This is a genomic window from Burkholderia stabilis, assembly GCF_001742165.1.
Lineage (GTDB): Bacteria > Pseudomonadota > Gammaproteobacteria > Burkholderiales > Burkholderiaceae > Burkholderia > Burkholderia stabilis.
This window is the reverse complement of record NZ_CP016443.1, coordinates 561,290-576,448: the sequence shown is the minus strand read 5'-3', so window position 1 is coordinate 576,448 and position 15,159 is coordinate 561,290. Positions and strand designations below refer to the sequence as shown.

The 15,159-nt window shown below is 68.7% G+C and carries 12 protein-coding genes; 6 read left to right on the top strand and 6 right to left on the bottom strand.

Annotated elements, in window-relative coordinates:
* Window positions 1-28 precede the first annotated feature (28 nt).
* Window positions 29-1,333 carry a shikimate transporter gene (gene shiA, locus BBJ41_RS20660; protein ID WP_069748193.1) on the top strand — a complete coding sequence of 435 codons (1,305 nt, stop codon included), beginning with the start codon at window positions 29-31 and terminating at the stop codon, window positions 1,331-1,333.
* 33 nt (window positions 1,334-1,366) lie between these two features.
* On the opposite strand, the gene BBJ41_RS20655 is transcribed toward shiA, so the two are convergent.
* Window positions 1,367-2,068 carry an HNH endonuclease gene (locus BBJ41_RS20655; protein ID WP_236872110.1) on the bottom strand — a complete coding sequence of 234 codons (702 nt, stop codon included), beginning with the start codon at window positions 2,066-2,068 and terminating at the stop codon, window positions 1,367-1,369.
* A 279-nt stretch (window positions 2,069-2,347) separates the two neighbouring features.
* Between BBJ41_RS20655 and BBJ41_RS20650 the strand changes: the two genes are divergently transcribed.
* Together BBJ41_RS20650 and BBJ41_RS20645 are read left to right on the top strand one after the other, a co-directional pair.
* Window positions 2,348-3,649, top strand: a complete 1,302-nt coding sequence (locus BBJ41_RS20650) for a UDP-N-acetylglucosamine 1-carboxyvinyltransferase (protein WP_069748191.1) — start codon at window positions 2,348-2,350, stop codon at window positions 3,647-3,649.
* Between the two features lie 275 nt (window positions 3,650-3,924).
* On the top strand, window positions 3,925-4,695 hold the full coding sequence (locus tag BBJ41_RS20645) for an IclR family transcriptional regulator domain-containing protein (RefSeq protein ID WP_069750289.1): 771 nt from the start codon (window positions 3,925-3,927) through the stop codon (window positions 4,693-4,695).
* A gap of 107 nt (window positions 4,696-4,802) precedes the next feature.
* Here the strand turns inward: BBJ41_RS20645 and BBJ41_RS20640 are convergent, their stop codons facing one another.
* The 4 genes from BBJ41_RS20640 to BBJ41_RS20625 all read right to left on the bottom strand — a co-directional run bounded on the left by BBJ41_RS20640 (window position 4,803) and on the right by BBJ41_RS20625 (window position 10,283).
* Window positions 4,803-7,103, bottom strand: coding sequence for an ATP-dependent DNA helicase (locus tag BBJ41_RS20640; RefSeq protein WP_069748190.1), 2,301 nt, complete (start codon window positions 7,101-7,103; stop codon window positions 4,803-4,805).
* Window positions 7,100-8,794, bottom strand: coding sequence for a VRR-NUC domain-containing protein (locus BBJ41_RS20635; protein WP_069748189.1), 1,695 nt, complete (start codon window positions 8,792-8,794; stop codon window positions 7,100-7,102). The genes BBJ41_RS20640 and BBJ41_RS20635 overlap by 4 nt, the downstream gene beginning before the upstream one ends.
* Before the next feature lie 94 nt (window positions 8,795-8,888).
* Complete coding sequence (locus BBJ41_RS20630) at window positions 8,889-9,767, bottom strand: MipA/OmpV family protein (RefSeq protein ID WP_069748188.1); 879 nt, start codon at window positions 9,765-9,767, stop codon at window positions 8,889-8,891.
* Window positions 9,768-9,971: 204 nt separating this feature from the next.
* Window positions 9,972-10,283 carry an ATP-binding protein gene (locus tag BBJ41_RS20625; RefSeq protein WP_069748187.1) on the bottom strand — a complete coding sequence of 104 codons (312 nt, stop codon included), beginning with the start codon at window positions 10,281-10,283 and terminating at the stop codon, window positions 9,972-9,974.
* A 730-nt stretch (window positions 10,284-11,013) separates the two neighbouring features.
* On the opposite strand from BBJ41_RS20625, the gene BBJ41_RS20620 reads away from it, so the two are divergent.
* The 3 genes from BBJ41_RS20620 to BBJ41_RS20610 all read left to right on the top strand — a co-directional run bounded on the left by BBJ41_RS20620 (window position 11,014) and on the right by BBJ41_RS20610 (window position 12,598).
* A complete protein-coding gene (locus BBJ41_RS20620) occupies window positions 11,014-11,262 on the top strand; it encodes a hypothetical protein (RefSeq protein ID WP_069748186.1) in 249 nt (82 codons plus the stop codon).
* Window positions 11,263-11,601: 339 nt separating this feature from the next.
* Window positions 11,602-12,033, top strand: coding sequence for a CBS domain-containing protein (locus BBJ41_RS20615; RefSeq protein WP_069748185.1), 432 nt, complete (start codon window positions 11,602-11,604; stop codon window positions 12,031-12,033).
* Between the two features lie 64 nt (window positions 12,034-12,097).
* Window positions 12,098-12,598 carry a PRC-barrel domain-containing protein gene (locus tag BBJ41_RS20610; protein ID WP_069748184.1) on the top strand — a complete coding sequence of 167 codons (501 nt, stop codon included), beginning with the start codon at window positions 12,098-12,100 and terminating at the stop codon, window positions 12,596-12,598.
* A 255-nt stretch (window positions 12,599-12,853) separates the two neighbouring features.
* Here the strand turns inward: BBJ41_RS20610 and BBJ41_RS20605 are convergent, their stop codons facing one another.
* Entirely contained in the window at window positions 12,854-14,788 is a 1,935-nt protein-coding gene (locus BBJ41_RS20605; protein ID WP_069750288.1) for a PAS domain-containing hybrid sensor histidine kinase/response regulator, read from the bottom strand.
* Between the last annotated feature and the right edge of the window lie 371 nt (window positions 14,789-15,159).

Sequence of the window (15,159 nt, the reverse complement as noted above, 5' to 3'; positions counted from 1 at the left end):
ATGATGCGCCGTGCCAGGAGACACCGCCATGACCCCAACCTTCGACACCCTCGACGCCGCCGCCGGCGCCCGCGCGCGCAGCCAGGCCCGCAAGGCCGCGATCGGCAGCTTCGTCGGCGCCGTCGTCGACTGGTACGACTTCCTGCTGTACGGGATCGTCGCCGCGCTGGTATTCAATTCCGAGTTCTTCCCGAAGGTCAGCCCGACGATGGGCACGCTCGCGGCGTTCGCGACGTTCGGCGTCGGCTTCCTGTTCCGGCCGCTCGGCGGCATCGTGTTCGGCCACTACGGCGACCGGCTCGGCCGCAAGCGGATGCTCGTGCTGACCGTGATGCTGATGGGGCTGTCGACGGTCGCGATCGGCCTGCTGCCGGCGTTCTCGACGATCGGCTGGTGGGCGCCCGTGCTGCTGGTGCTGATGCGCGCGATCCAGGGCTTCGCGGTCGGCGGCGAATGGGGCGGCGCGGCGCTGATGGCCGTCGAGAGCGCGCCGAAGCAAAAGAAGGCGTTCTACAGCAGCGGCGTGCAGGTCGGCTATGGCGTCGGGCTCGTGCTGGCCACGGGCATCGTGTCGATCCTGAGCCACACGCTCGGCGAGGCCGCGTTCAAGTCGTGGGGCTGGCGCCTGCCGTTCGTGTTCAGCATCGTGCTGGTGCTGATCGGGCTGTGGGTGCGCAAGAACATGGACGAGTCGCAGGAGTTCGTCGAGAAGGTCGAACACGGCAACCGCAAGCTGCGCCTGCCGGTGCTGGAAGCGCTGACGCGTCACCCGAAGGCTTTCCTGCTGATCATCGCGCTGCGGCTCGCCGAGCTGTTCACGATGTATATCGTCACCGCGTTCGCGCTCAGCTATTCGACGACGAACCTCGGCATGTCGCGCGACCTGTTCCTGAATATCGGCCTGCTGGTTGGCGCGGTGAGCTGCGTGACGATCCCGTGTTTTGCGTGGCTGGCCGACCGATACGGCCTGCGTCGCATCTACCTGGTCGGCGCGCTGATCGGCGTCGCGTCCGCGGTGCCGTTCTTCATCGCGCTGGAGGCGCGGTCGATCGCGTGGATCGTGATCTTCTCGATCCTGCTCGCGAACGCCGCGCACGACATGGTCGTGAGCGTCCAGCAGCCGCTGTTTACCGAGCTGTTCGGCGCTGAATACCGTTATAGCGGCGCGGGCGTCGGCTATCAGTTCGCGAGCGTCGTCGGTGGCGGGTTCACGCCGTTCATCGCGGTCGGCCTCGTCAGTGTGGCGGGCGGTTCGTGGCACCTCGTCGCCGGTTATCTCGCGGTAGGCTGCCTGATCTCGCTGGTGGTCGCCGCGCGGATGCGGGCGGCGTAGTGATAGGCAAGCGTGTGGCCGGCCCAGCGTCGGTCATGCGCGAACGAGGCGCGGCAAGCGCGCGTACAGGCGCTCGACGAGTTGCCGGGCATTCTCGCCGTAATGCAGTTCGCGATGGCAGTTCGGACACACCGCCACCGCATTCGACACCAAGTCGGGCCCCTGTTCCGCCAGCTTGCGAACGTGATGCACTTCCAAGTACGGCAGCCCGTCGGCGCCCTGAAACGGAGCGGGCTCGTTACAACATTCGCAAGTCCCGCTTGCCTGCGCGAGCACCCAGGCCTTGACCGACGGATCGCGTCGTACTTGCGTGACCGTCGCGGTAGTCGTGTCGGGGTTCGTGTTGCCCGGCGGCGGCGCGACCGGCGTTTTTTTTAGCGCGTCGCGCACATCGAGTTCGAACTTCACCGTCGGCGCGGCTGATCGTCGTTCCAACTCGTTGATGAACTGCTCAATCAGCACGCCGTTCGCGCCAACGTTTTTTGCGGGCTTGAGTCCGGGAAGCCATTGACGGCCCATGAGCACCAGCACATAGGAAATGTTCTGCATGCGGTACTCAAACGCTTTTGCCGTGCGATTGAATTGTCTGGCGAGCGTGTCGTAGACCGCCTTCTTGACGTATGGCCGCCCCGCACGATCGCTTTCGAGCATTTTGAGATATTCATCGACAGACGCGCGGAGTTCTTCCCGCGTCCACGGTCGCCCGTCGGTATTCGCGGAAGCATCGTCGGTCAAGCGGGATTCGGGAGCGGGTGTCGACATGGAAGGCAGCATAAGGGAGTCCGCCCGCGATTTTACGAGATAAGGAATTGCGCCGGACCGGCACGTTGCAGCCGGTCGTTTTCATTCTTGCGATTCGATCGGCCGGTTGCCGTGCAGGCAATGACCGCACCCAACGTCAAACACCGTCAATCGCTCCCCTCAATCCCCTTTTTCCCCTCTGAACATTCCACGCCGCCCGCCGACCAATGGCATCATATGGGCCTACGTCAGTCACCGATACGCCCCCATATCATGTCGAATCTCATCGTCCACGGCGGCACCCCGCTGCGCGGGGACATCAAGCCGTCCGCAAACAAGAACGCCGTCCTGCCGATCCTGTGCGCCACCCTGTTGACCGACCAGCCGCTGCGCCTCGTCGGCGTGCCGGACATCACCGACGTGCGCAAGATCCTCGACATCTTCCGCACGCTCGGCAGCGACGTGTCGGTCGACTTCACGACGGGCCTCCTCGAACTCCACCATCGCAACACGAAGTTCGATCCGGCCGTCCACCGGCTGCCCGAAGCAATGCGCTCGTCGATCATGCTGATTCCGCCGCTGCTCGCGCGCTTCGGCGTCGCGCGTCTCGAGAACGACGTGAAGGGCTGCACGCTCGGCGTGCGCGAGATCGATCCGCACGTCGAGGTATTCGAGCGCTTCGGCGCGCACATCGAGCGCACGCCCGATTCGCTGATCGTGCGCACCGACGGCCCGCTGACGGCCAACGACCACTGGCTCGACTACGCGTCGGTCACGACCACCGAAAACTTCGCACTGTGCGCGACGACCGCCAACGGCACGTCGACGCTGATGAACGCGGCGTCCGAGCCGCACGTGCAGGAGTTCTGCCAGTTCCTCTCGATGATCGGCGTCGCGATCGACGGCATCGGCACGTCGCGGCTCTGCGTGACCGGCGGCGGCAAGCTCGGCGGCGGCGAATTCCGCTTCGCGGAGGATTTCCACGAGATCGCGACGTTCCTCGCGCTCGGCGCGATCACCGGCGGCGACATCACGGTGCGCAACTCGTCGCCCGAGCATTTCCCGCTGATCGACCGCACGTTCGCGAAATTCGGCGTCACCGTCACGCACCGCGACGGCTGGTCGCGCGCGGAACGCGACGGCCCGCTGCGCGTGCGCCGGCCGTTCACGCAGAACATCCTGACCAAGGTCGAAGCCGCACCGTGGCCGTACCTGCCGGTCGACCTGCTGCCGATCTTCATCGCGCTCGGCGTGCGCGCGGAAGGCAGCGCGATGTTCTGGAACAAGGTCTACGACGGCGCGCTCGGCTGGTCCGGCGAGCTGTCGAAGTTCGGCGCGCACGTGCTGCTGTCGGACCCGCACCGGCTCATCACGTTCGGCGGGCTGCAGCTGACCCCGGCGCGCGTCGAGAGCCCGTACATCATCCGCGTCGCGATCGCGCTGCTGATGGTGGCCGCGAGCATCGAAGGCCGCTCGGAAATCATGAACGCGCTGCCGATCCGCCGCGCGCATCCGCATTTCGTCGAGAACCTGCGCTCGGTCGGCGCAAACGTCGAGTGGACGAGCAGCGAGTAACACGCTGACGGATGCGGCGCGTGCGATGCAGGCGCCGCATTCACTCGGCGGCTTCGAACGGCCGCCCCCTTCCGCCTCCCTCCGAAATCGCCGTCATCGACCACCTATCGATGACCGTCGTCGTCCATTGCCGCACGCCCGGGCCGCGAATCCGGCGTCGAATCATGCCGGTTCGAAAGCGGCTTCCGGTGTCGGCATACCCGCAGTGATTTGGATCTGCGCGATAATCGCCCGATTCCGCGCGGTCATCGCGCATCCCGATGCCGCTCCCGACGATGAAAAAGCCCGAACTCGACCGACGCGACTGGATTGCCGGCCTCGAAAAAGGCCTGATGATCCTCGAGGCATTCGACAGCCAGCATGCGCGCATGACGCCCACGCAGGCCGCCGCGCGCACCGGCCTCACGCGCACGGCCGCGCGGCGCTACCTGCTGACGCTCGAATCGCTCGGTTACGTCTACACCGACGGCAAGCTGTACGGCCTCACCCCGCGCGTGCTGCGGGTCGGCTGGTCGTACTTCGATTCAGCGCGGCTGCCGCGCACGGTTCAGCCCTATCTGCAGCAACTGAGCGCGTCGCTGAACGAATCGGCATACGTCAGCGTGCTCGACGGGTGGGAGCTGGTGTTCATCGCGCGCAACGGCGTGTCGCGCGTGATGACGACCGGCTTCGTGCTCGGCGCGCGCGTGCCGGCGCCGCTCACGTCGCCGGGTGTCGTGCTGCTCGCCCATCATCCCGATCGCGAAGCCGTGCGCGCATGGCTCGACGACACCGAACTGCCGCCGTTCACGCCGCACACGATCACCAACAAGGCGCGGCTGCTCGAACAGGTCGACCAGGCGCGCGACGCGGGTTTCGCGGCGATCGAACAGCAATTGCAGGTCGGCGTGCGCGGGATCGCGGTGCCGCTGAAGAACCGTCACGGCGAAGTGGTCGCCGCGTTGAGCACGAACATGCCGATCGGGACGGAGACGACCGACGCGGCCGTGCGGCGCGTGCTGCCGCATCTGCAGGAAGCCGCGCTCGCGATGCTGAACGTGCTGTAGCACCCCGCTCGTCCGTCGATGCCTGTCGCGAGCCTGCTACGCCGCGACGCGACGGGTAACGCCGCCTGCGCAGCCTCCGGCGGTCTGCCGAACGGCCGCCCGTCCCTTCACCCGATCCGCCACCACCGCGGCAGCAGGTCACGCACTTCGCGCCGCCGGTAACGGTCGTCGATCAGGTGCACGACGCCTTCGTCGTGCTCGGTGCGGATCACGCGCCCGGCCGCCTGCACGACCTTCTGCAGGCCCGGATACAGGTACATGTAGTCGTACCCGTTGCCGAAGCGCGCGTCCATCGCGCGGCGCATCTGCTCGTTGACGTCGTTGACCTGCGGCAGCCCGAGCGTCGCGATGAACGCGCCGATCAGCCGCTCGCCGACCAGATCCACGCCTTCCGAAAACGCACCGCCCAGCACCGCGAAGCCGACGCCGCGCCCGCCCGCGGCGAAGCGCGCGAGAAACGCGTCGCGCTCGCTTTCGGCCATGCCGGGCGCCTGCGCCCACACGGGCACGTCCGGGTGGCGCGCCTGCATCAGCGCGACGACGCGCCCCAGGTAGTCGAAGCTGCTCAGGAAACCGAGGTAATTGCCGGGTCGCGTCGCGTATTGCGCGGCGATCAGGTCGGCGATCGGCTCGAGCGAGCGATCGCGGTCGCGCCAGCGCGTCGACACGTGGCTCGCGACGCGCACCGTCAGTTGCTCGGCGCGGAACGGCCCGTCTACATCGAGCCAGCCGGTATCGCCAGGCAAGCCAAGCGTGTCTCGATAGAAATGAAACGGGCTCAGCGTGCCCGAGAACAATACGGTCGCACGCGCGGCCTCATAGCGCTGCGCGAGGAAACCGGCCGGGATCACGTTGCGCACGCACAGCGTCGACTGGACGCGGCGCCGGCGGCCGGCCGTTGCAACGCCGTCGAGCGCCGGCTGGCGCGGCATCGGTTCGCCGTGCAGCGTCGCGTCGAAGATCGACGCGCTGTCGAACGCATCCGCGAGCACGCCGAACTGGATCGCCTCGAAATGAAAACGCAGCAACGCGTCGCCGTTCGCGCGCGGTGCGTCGGTCAGGTGTTCGCCGATCGCGGCAACGAGGTTCTGCACGGCCGACACGATCGGGCCCGGAATGTCCGGATACGCGGCATAGCGCTCGGCCTGCGCGCGATTGACCGTGCCCCACGCGCGGGCCAGCCGGTCGAATGCCTTGCGCAGCGCGACGGGCGCGGCTTCGCGCGCAGCCGCGAACGCGAACGGATCGAGCGACGCGCTGTACATCTTGCGTGCGCGGTCGAGCAGGTTGTGCGCCTCGTCGACGAGCACGCCGACGCGCCACTGGTTCTGCTGCGCGAGCGTGTGCAGCATCGCGCTGCCGTCGTAGAAATAGTTGTAGTCGCCGATCACCATGTCCGACCAGCGCGCAAGCTCCTGCGCGAGATAGTACGGACAGACGTCGTGCGCGAGCGCGGCCGAGCGCACGGTGTCGCGATCGAGCAGCCCGGCGCCGATCGCAGCGTCGCGCGCGGCCGGCAGCCGGTCGTAGAAGCCTTTCGCGAGCGGACACGATTCGCCGTGGCACGCGCTGTCCGGATGCTCGCACGCCTTGTCGCGTGCGACGAGCTCCAGCACGCGCAGCGGCAGCGCGGGCGTGCCGGCGCCGAGCGTCGCCGCCGCTTCGAGCGCGAGCGCGCGGCCGGGTGTTTTCGCGGTCAGGAAGAACACGTGATCGAGCTCGCCCTCGCCGCACGCCTTCAGCAGCGGGAACACGGTACCCAGCGTCTTGCCGATACCGGTCGGCGCCTGCGCCATCAGGCAGCGCTCGTCGCGCGCCGCGCGATAGACGGCTACCGCCAGCTCGCGCTGGCCGCTGCGAAACTGTCCGTGCGGAAACGCGAGCGCGCGCAACGCCGCGTCGCGTGCCGCGCGATGGGCCGTCTCGCGCTCGGCCCAGCCGACGAAACACGCGCATTGTTCGGCGAAGAACGCCGCGAGCGTGGCCGCGTCCAGCGTTTGCGTCAGGACGGTTTCGCGCTCGGACACGATGTCGAAATACACGAGCGCGACGTCGATTTCGGTGAGCCCGCGCGCGTCGCACATCAGATGCGCATAGACCTTCGCCTGCGCCCAGTGCAGCGTGCGGTGGTTGGCCGGCATCGCGTCGAGACTGCCGCGATAGGTCTTGATTTCCTCGAGACGGTTCGCTACCGGATCGTAGCCGTCCGCGCGGCCGCGCACGGTGAGCGTGCCCCACGTGCCTGCCAGCGCGATCTCGGTTTCGTAGCGCGCGCCGCGGTTCGACGTGACCGCGCCGTGGCCGGCGATGCCTTCGAGCGCGGTCGGCGCGGGCGTGAAGCGCAGGTCGAGATCGCCGCGCCGCGCGGTGAACTCGCACATCGCCCGCACCGCGACGACATAACTCATGCCGACAACCCGGCCGCTTCCGCGTGCACGACGCCCGTACCGGCCCATTCGACATCGACGACGCGCACCGGGATGCCGTGCGCGACGCAGTACGCGAGCCAGCGTGTCTGGTTGTCCTGCAGCCGATCGCCGGGGCCCTTCACCTCGATCAGCTCGTAGCGGCGCTCGCCGGGCCAGAAGCGGACGAGATCGGGCAGCCCCGACCGGTTGCTGCGGATATCCGCGAGCAGGCGCGCGAACCACAGCCTCAAGTGCTCAGGCGGCAGGCACGCGAGCGCTTCGTCGAGCAACGCTTCGCTCAGCACGCCCCAGAACACGAATGGCGACTGCAACCCCGCCTTCGTCGCGAAATGCCGTCGGATCGTTTCACGGTACGCGCCCGAATCGAGCTGCGCGAAACACGCGGCGAACGCATCCGCGCGGCGCGCGGCGAAATCGGGTGCGTGAAGGTCGGCCGGGCCGCGCTGGAACGGGTGGAAGAACGCGCCGGGCACGGCCGCGAACACGGGTTCCCAGCACAGCAGCCCGAACAGAGAATTGATCAGCGTGTTCTCGACGTAATGGACCGGCGAAGCCGGCTGCGCGAGATGGTCGCGCACCGCGAATTCGACGCTGACGAACACGTCGGGACGCACGAGCACGAGCGTCTCGCGCGGCACGTCCGGCGCGGCGGCCGCGCGTTCGACGCGCTGGCCGAGACGCCGCTGCAGGCGCGGCAGCATGCGCTCGACGCGCTGGCGCTCTTCATCGCTCTCGAAGCTGCCGCGCGCATCGAGCGCCAGCGCGAGCGCATCATCGTCGCGCCCGCAGCGCTCGAGCACGCGAATGCGCCGGTGGCGGCTGCCGGGCCACGCGCTGCGCGTGTATGCGTCGAGCGCGGCGTCCCAGTCGGCGCGGCGCTCGCAGGTCTGCCCGAGCGCGAACAGCAGCTTCGCGCGCCGGGTCGCGAGCCACGGCTGCGCGCAGCCCACGGTATCGATCGCGCGCAGCAGATCGTCGAATGGCAGATCGTCGGGCCATGCGTCGAGCGCGTCGCGGCACGTCTGCAATGCAAGGTACGCTTCGACGTCGCTGCGCTGCTGGAACGCGCGCGACGACGGCGCGATCGGCACGCTTTCGTACTGGAACACGCCGAGATCGGCGAGCACGAATTCGCTCCAGTCCTGATGGAGATTGCCGAAGAACATCAGGCGCAGCCGGTCGCACAGCGCGCCGACCGTCACGCGCAGCACGCGATCGCCGGCCTGCGCGCACCACGCGTCGAGCGGTTGTGCGGCGTCATGCGCGGGCCGCAGCCGTTCGAGCCATTCGGTTTTGCGCTCGCCCGCATGCGCGGCGAGCGACGGGAAGATCCGCAGCAGATCGGCCTTGGTCGACAGTGCGAACAGCTCGTCGAGCGTCAGCGCGGGCGCCGGATCGACCCAGCCGAGTTCGACGAGCGGCGCGGTCGCGTCGAGCGTGCAGCCGATTTCGTCGTACACGAGCTTGCTCGCGCGGAAGTCGGACCCGCTGCGCATCAGCATCCGCACGAGCAGCGCGCGCGACGCCTGCGGGAGCAACGCGAAATCGCGCACGAACGCCTGCTCCTGAAGGTCGAGCAAGTCGTCGTAACGCTCGCCGAGCCAGGCCAGCGCGCGTTCGAAATTGGTCAGGTAGTAAAACGCCGGGGGCGTCGGCGAAGCAGGCGTCACGGAATTCGATCACTGTACGTTTGTACAGGTCCGAATCATAGCAAATGTGACGGCAAGTGCCGCACACCGCCGCCCCCCGATCGGGATGCCCGGCTCAGAACTGGTAATTCACCGACATGTCGAACACGCCGTTCGTCGACTGCTGCGTGATCGGGCTGCGCGCCGCGCGACCGACGAGCTGTTCGATCGCGCCGTCCATCGTCACGAACCAGTGCTTGTTCACGAACCAGACCATCGTCACGCCCAGGCCCGCCGATTTGATCCCCGCGCCCGATGAATAGGCCGGCAGCCCCGAACGCGCCGCGGCGCCCTGGCTCACGCCGAACCAGCTGTTCATGTAGCGCGAATCGGCGAACGATACCGTCGGCCCCGCAAACCAGAAGAAGTTTTCGTTGCTGCCCGGCATCGGCATGTACGCGGAAAAATCGCCGACCCAGCCGTTCGATCCGCCGATGCTGCGCCGGACGTCCGCGCGCAGCACGAGCGGGAACTCCTTCGAGATCACGTAATCCGCCGCCAGCTTCATCACGGGCGCCGCGTTGATGTTGTCGAGGCCGTTCAGGTGGCCGATATCGTCGGCCGAACGACGCCCGAGGTCATAGCCGACCGACAGGCTCACGCGCCAGTTCGGCCCGCGCAGCACGTTGGCGCCGAGGCCCTCGCCGGTCGACAGGAAGAACAGGTCGCGATAGCGGATGTCGACATTCGGCCCGCCCAGCACGCGATAGCGCTCGGAGCCGGCATAGCGCGGCTGCAGCGTCATCGCGGCGCCGACGCTGACTTGCCACGTGGAGATGGTCGGATCGAACAGTTTCTCGAGCGGCACGCCCGCCGAGTATTGCCATTCGCCGAGCGGCGAAGGCGTCTGGGCCGACGCGTCGCGGGCGCCGGCCGCGGCGAGCGCCGCGCATGCGGACAAGCCGGATACGAACCGGCGTGCGCCGGGTGACAGCAACGGGCGAGCAACAGTCATCAAGGCGTCTCCGTCGGTTGCGTGAAACGAACCTGAGGGAAAGCGCGTCGCGCCCCTGCGGCTGCAGCGGCTGGCAGCCTGTGGCGCGAACGTAGCGTGCGCTGAATTAACGGACATCCTACGCGACGCGCGCGAAGACGCAAAGCGCCCGCTGCGCGCGGGCACTTTGCCGCGTAGGGAACGAACCGGCGAGGCGTTGCGGAATCAGAAACGCTCGACGTGATAGTCGCCGGCCAGTGCGGCCGGGCTGCGCGTCGACATCATCCGCGAGAAGCCGTCGGCGAGCCGTCCGAGCGCGAGCTGTTTCTGGCTGGCGTCCCAGTGCGTATAGGTGTCGTACGCGGCATCGTCGAACGATACGGTGACGGCGGCCGGGTGGCCGCTGGCGCGAAATCCGATGTGCAGCACGCCGCCCGGCAACTCCTCGATGTGATAGCGCAGCGAGCGCGATTCGAAATAGCGGCCCAGTACCTGGGCGATCGCGCGCTTGTCGGGCGATTGCACGTGAATGTCCATGATGGTCCTCCTTTCAGTGTTCGCGCGGCCGGTTGCGGTGTACCGCCTCCTCCGGGCATCCGCATCGGCGGCGGGTGTGACGGCGGGTCGCCCTGAGGCGGCCCGTCCGGGACGGGCGGATCGACGGGATCGTCGTGCCCGGGCAGTATCGGCTCGGGGTCGACGTCGGGTGTCGGTTCGGGGCGGTGCAGCATGGATGGCGTCTTCATGTCACTCCTGCGCGACGGCGCGCGCCTCTCGATGGCGCTGCGTGCGCAAGCGGCGTGCCTGCTTCCGCGGCGCGCGGTCTGTGCGGGCCGCCGTCGTCAGTCTCGTCGCACACGGTTGCACCACGAGCGCGCACGAACCCGACGGCGCGCAGTGCGCGACGAGCGCCCGTCATGGACGAATACGCGCGCAAGGCGGTCGGAGACGGCGTCATTCAGTGCGTGCACTTCGTCCTTTTCGTCGGACCTGCGCCGTACGGCCCCATAGACCGGCAAGTCGCGCCAGCATGTGTCGACGGTGTCCACGCGCTTACGTACGTGGCAGAAATCGCCGCCGCATACGTTCGCGTCGTAACGTATCCTTTTCCTGGATGCCTTCAACGGGATGTCCTCCCGTCCACGCCGACGGCGCGCGGGTCATGCCCGGCGCGCCCGCCCGGTTTCCCCGGCGCGCAAGCGCCGTGCTGCCGGCGCCGCGCAGGCACGGCGCTTGCGGCTGCATCAACGACCAAGGAGGTTCGATCATGACCGCTTACGCCACCGGCAGCCGCGACGCCGTGTCACCGGCTGCCGGATTGTTCCGGTTCGCCACGTCGCGCCCGCCGTCCGAAGACAAGACGGAAGAGCGCATCGACGAAGGGCTGGAGGAATCGTTTCCGGCCAGCGACCCGCCCGCCGTCGGCGGTGCGACGCGTATCGACCCCGCCAAGCCGTCCGGCGAGCACGAACGTCGCGCGCCGCACGTCCCTTCCCCGCCCCGCGATCACGGCTGACGGCGGCACCCGGTTCGCGGGGCGCCACCGCGCATCCGCGTGCCGGAGCAATCCGGAGTGATCTGATGAAACGCCTTGAACATCGATGGCATGAAATCAGCGGCGCCGCCGGCATCGCGGCGCTGGCGGCGATCGAGAGCGCGCTGGTGCTCGCGATCGTCGCGATGACGGGCATCGGCCACTGACGTCCCGCACCGCCCGTTCGTGGCTGCCGCCGTGGAAGATGTACAAGCGGGCTGGCAAATTTCACCCTCGCCCGGCCGCCGGGGCCCGGCGTGCGCGGCGCACGCGCGGCACGCCATCTGCTTCCGGATCGTCTCGCTCACGAAGGAGACGTTCATGTATCGCGTCAACGAGATCATGTCGCGCGACGTGGTGTGCGTCGCGCCGGCCGACACGATTCGCCATGCGGCCGAACTGATGCGGCGCTTCGATATCGGCGTGCTGCCCGTGTGCGGTGGCGCCGGGCTCGTCGCGATCGTGACCGACCGCGACCTCGCGGTGCGCGCGCTGGCGCATGGCCATTTACCCGATACGCCCGTTCAGGCGGTGGCATCCGCGCCGGTGCAGTGGTGCGTCGAGGACGACGGCGTCGGCGACGTCCAGCAGCGGATGGCCGACGCGCAGTTGCATCGATTGCCGGTGCTCGACGAGAGCCTGCGGCTGGTCGGCATCGTGTCGCTCGGCGACATCGCGACGCGCGCAAGCGGCACGGCGCGCGACGAACTCGCCAATACGCTCGAGGACGTATCGCTGCCGCGCCGGCGCTGACGTGCGCCGTTTCGTGCCATTCCGCACGGCCCGCCCGGCCGGCGCTTCGATCAGGAGGTTTGCGATGACAACGGACAAACCGTCGCGCGACGACACGCACATTGTCGGCGCGCGCAGCCGTACGGCCCGCAGCGGGCCGGGGCCCGACGTGATGGCCGCCCGCACGCTCGAAGGCGATCGCGTGCTGACGATCGACGGCGACGATATCGGCAAGGTCGCGGACATCATGCTGGACGTACGCTCCGGCCGGATCGCGTATGCGGTCGTCGCGTCGGGCGGTGTGCGCGGGCTCGGCGGCAAGCTGCTCGCCGTGCCGTGGAACGTGCTCGCGCTCGATGTCGAGCGCAAGTGTTTCGTGCTGCCCGTTGCCACCGAACGCGTGCGCGACGCGCCCGGCTTCGATAAAGACCGCTGGCCGGCGATGGCCGATCCGGCCTGGGCCGAAGCGCTGCATGCGTACTACGGCAGTTCGCCGTACTGGCTGATCGAGGAAGGCGAAACGGCGATCGACTCGCCGCCGTACGAGGCTTCGCCGGACGGCCCTGAAAGCGGCGGGCCGCGCTGAAGCGGATCTGCTTCGACGCGGTTCAGTGGGCGGTGGCCAGCGCCTGCGCGAGCTGTTGCGCGGCCGCCGGATGCGCGTTCGGCATCGGCAGCGTACCGGCCGCGAACGCGCGAAGTTGCGGATCGCGGCGGGTCCGCGTCTTGGTTTCGTCACGCCGGATCGCCGTCCGTGCCGTCGCGCCGAGTGCGTTCCGCTGCGTTCATCGCACCTTCTTTCCTCGATTTGAACGGCCAGACGACCGGACCGCAGCCGCCGCTACCGGTTGCGTCCTTTCCCGTTGCCCGCGTCGTCCGGCGCGACCTCGGCAATCACGTTCGCCAGCGTCGGCATGTCGACCGGCTTGCACAGGTACGCGTCGAAACCGGCGGCCATCACGCGGTGGCGGTCGGCCTTGCCCGTGTGCGCCGTGACCGCAACGACGGGCAGATGCGCGCTGCCGTCTGGCAGATGCCGGATGCGCTCGATCAGCCAGAAACCGTCGCCGTCCGGCATTGCGAGATCCGACAGCACGACGCTCGGCGGATCGCGTTCCACCGCGTCGAGTGCGTCATGCCCCGACTGCGCGGTCGACACTTGCGCGCCCATCGTTTCGAGCGCCGCGGCGAGACTCGCGCGCGACGTCGCGTCGTCGTCGACGACGAGCACGCGTTGACCGTCGAGCGCGACCGCGGCTGACTGGCCCGCCGGATTCACCCGACTCTCCGGATCGTCGACGTCCCAGCCGGCCGGCAGCGTGACCGTCACGGTCGTCCCGAGTCCGGTGCCCGCGCTCGTCGCGACGACTTCGCCGCCGTGCAGCTGCGCGATGCTGCGCACGATCGACAGACCGAGCCCGAGGCCGCGTTGCGGCAATGCGAACGCGCCCTCGGGCCGATTGAACGTATCGAACAGGTGCGGCAGGTAGTCCGGCGCAATGCCTTGCCCCGTGTCGGCGACCGACAGCCGCACGCGCTCGCCCGCCCGCGTCAGCGACACGTCGATGCGCCCGCCCGGCGGCGTGAACTTGATCGCGTTCGACAGCAGGTTCGACAGCAACTGGCGCAGGCGCTCGCCGTCCGCCGGAATCACGCAGGCCGGCATCGCGCACGCCGTCGACAGCACGAGGCCGTTCGCCTGCGCCATCGCGTCGAATTCGCGCGTGGCGTCGCGCACGACCCGCACGAGATCGACCGGCACGCGTTCGAGGCGCAGCCGCCCCGTCGCGAGCGACGACGCATCGAGCAGGTCGGCGACCATGTGCGACAGCGAGCGCGCGCTGCGGTCGATCGCGTCGACCGCCTGCTGCGCGAAACCCTGGCCGTCGGCGTTGCGCAGCACTTCGACCCAGCCGTAGATCACGTTCAGCGGCGTGCGCAGCTCGTGCGACACGGTGGCCAGCAGCTCGTCCTTCAGCCGGTTCGACGTGTCGGCCGGCGAGCGCCTGTCGCGCCGCTCGCCGCGATGGCGTTCGCGCGTTTCGCGCAGCGTCATCGACAGGCCCGCGCAGTTGCCCTGCGCATCGACGATCGGCGAGGCGGCGAAGGTCGCCCGGAAACGGCCGCCATCGCGTCGCACGCACAGCACGTCGAGCGGCCCGACCGGCGCGCGCTGGTGCGCGAACGATGCGGGCACCGGATGCCGCCGCAGCCAGCGCGGCGCGATCATCGCGGCAATGTCGCGGCCGCTCGCCTGCGCCGCATCGATCCCGAAGATCCGTCGCGCGGCCGGATTCCAGCTCGTGATCCGCCGCGCGGCGTCGACGCCGACGATCGCATCGGGCGATGCGTCGACCACACGGCGCAGCAGGCCTTCGTCGGGCGCCGGCTCACCGTGCGGCATGCGGGTGTCGGCATTCCGATCGATTCCACGCACGCGAGCGTTCGCGAGCAGCGGCTTGACGGCCATCACGAGCACGCACTCGACGAAGCCGATCGCGACGAACGCACCGGCCTGCGCGAACAACGCCGCCAGTGGCGCATCGCGCCACCACAGCGCGCCGATCGCGGCCACGCTCGCGGCGGTCGCGACGAGGCCGCCGCCGAACGACGTCAGCCAGGCCGCGGCTGCGACACCTGCATAGAAAGGCAGCGGCGCAAATGACGCGTGCCCGCCGCCGACGCGAATCGCCCACGCCTGAAGCGCGGACGCCAGCCCGACGGCCAGCACGACCCATGCGCCCTGCCGTAACAGCTCACGGGTCAGGGTCCTCATTGCTTCCTTGCATCGCGCCGGCTCCCGCCGCGCGGCGTCGTGCCGCTGTTCGGCCATCCGGCATGCCGTCGAGCGTGCCGGGCGAGCGTGGAAGCATCAGCAAGCGATATGCCCGATGCACGTCGGCGCGTGTCGGGGCAGCGAATGCCGGACGCCGCCGCTCCGGCGCCGGCCGATGTCGCGCCCCGCCCCACCGGAATGCGCGCTGGACCCGCTTTTTCATCGGATTTCTGTAAAAAAGCACCGATACGGCCCTGAATGCGACCGTTCTACTGATCCTGCCGAATTCACGCGAAAGACCGATGGACGATTTCTTCCGCCCTCGCCGCGTGCATTGGAAATTCCTATTTCGCGGCACCTTCGCGGCCGTT

Coding starts and splice junctions, on each gene's coding strand:
- shiA (WP_069748193.1), top strand. CDS start 29: ATGACCCCAACCTTCGACACCCTCGACGCCGCCGCCGGCGCCCGCGCG.
- BBJ41_RS20650 (WP_069748191.1), top strand. CDS start 2,348: ATGTCGAATCTCATCGTCCACGGCGGCACCCCGCTGCGCGGGGACATC.
- BBJ41_RS20645 (WP_069750289.1), top strand. CDS start 3,925: ATGAAAAAGCCCGAACTCGACCGACGCGACTGGATTGCCGGCCTCGAA.
- BBJ41_RS20640 (WP_069748190.1), bottom strand. CDS start 7,103: ATGAGTTATGTCGTCGCGGTGCGGGCGATGTGCGAGTTCACCGCGCGG.
- BBJ41_RS20630 (WP_069748188.1), bottom strand. CDS start 9,767: ATGACTGTTGCTCGCCCGTTGCTGTCACCCGGCGCACGCCGGTTCGTA.
- BBJ41_RS20625 (WP_069748187.1), bottom strand. CDS start 10,283: ATGGACATTCACGTGCAATCGCCCGACAAGCGCGCGATCGCCCAGGTA.
- BBJ41_RS20620 (WP_069748186.1), top strand. CDS start 11,014: ATGACCGCTTACGCCACCGGCAGCCGCGACGCCGTGTCACCGGCTGCC.
- BBJ41_RS20615 (WP_069748185.1), top strand. CDS start 11,602: ATGTATCGCGTCAACGAGATCATGTCGCGCGACGTGGTGTGCGTCGCG.
- BBJ41_RS20610 (WP_069748184.1), top strand. CDS start 12,098: ATGACAACGGACAAACCGTCGCGCGACGACACGCACATTGTCGGCGCG.
- BBJ41_RS20605 (WP_069750288.1), bottom strand. CDS start 14,788: ATGAGGACCCTGACCCGTGAGCTGTTACGGCAGGGCGCATGGGTCGTG.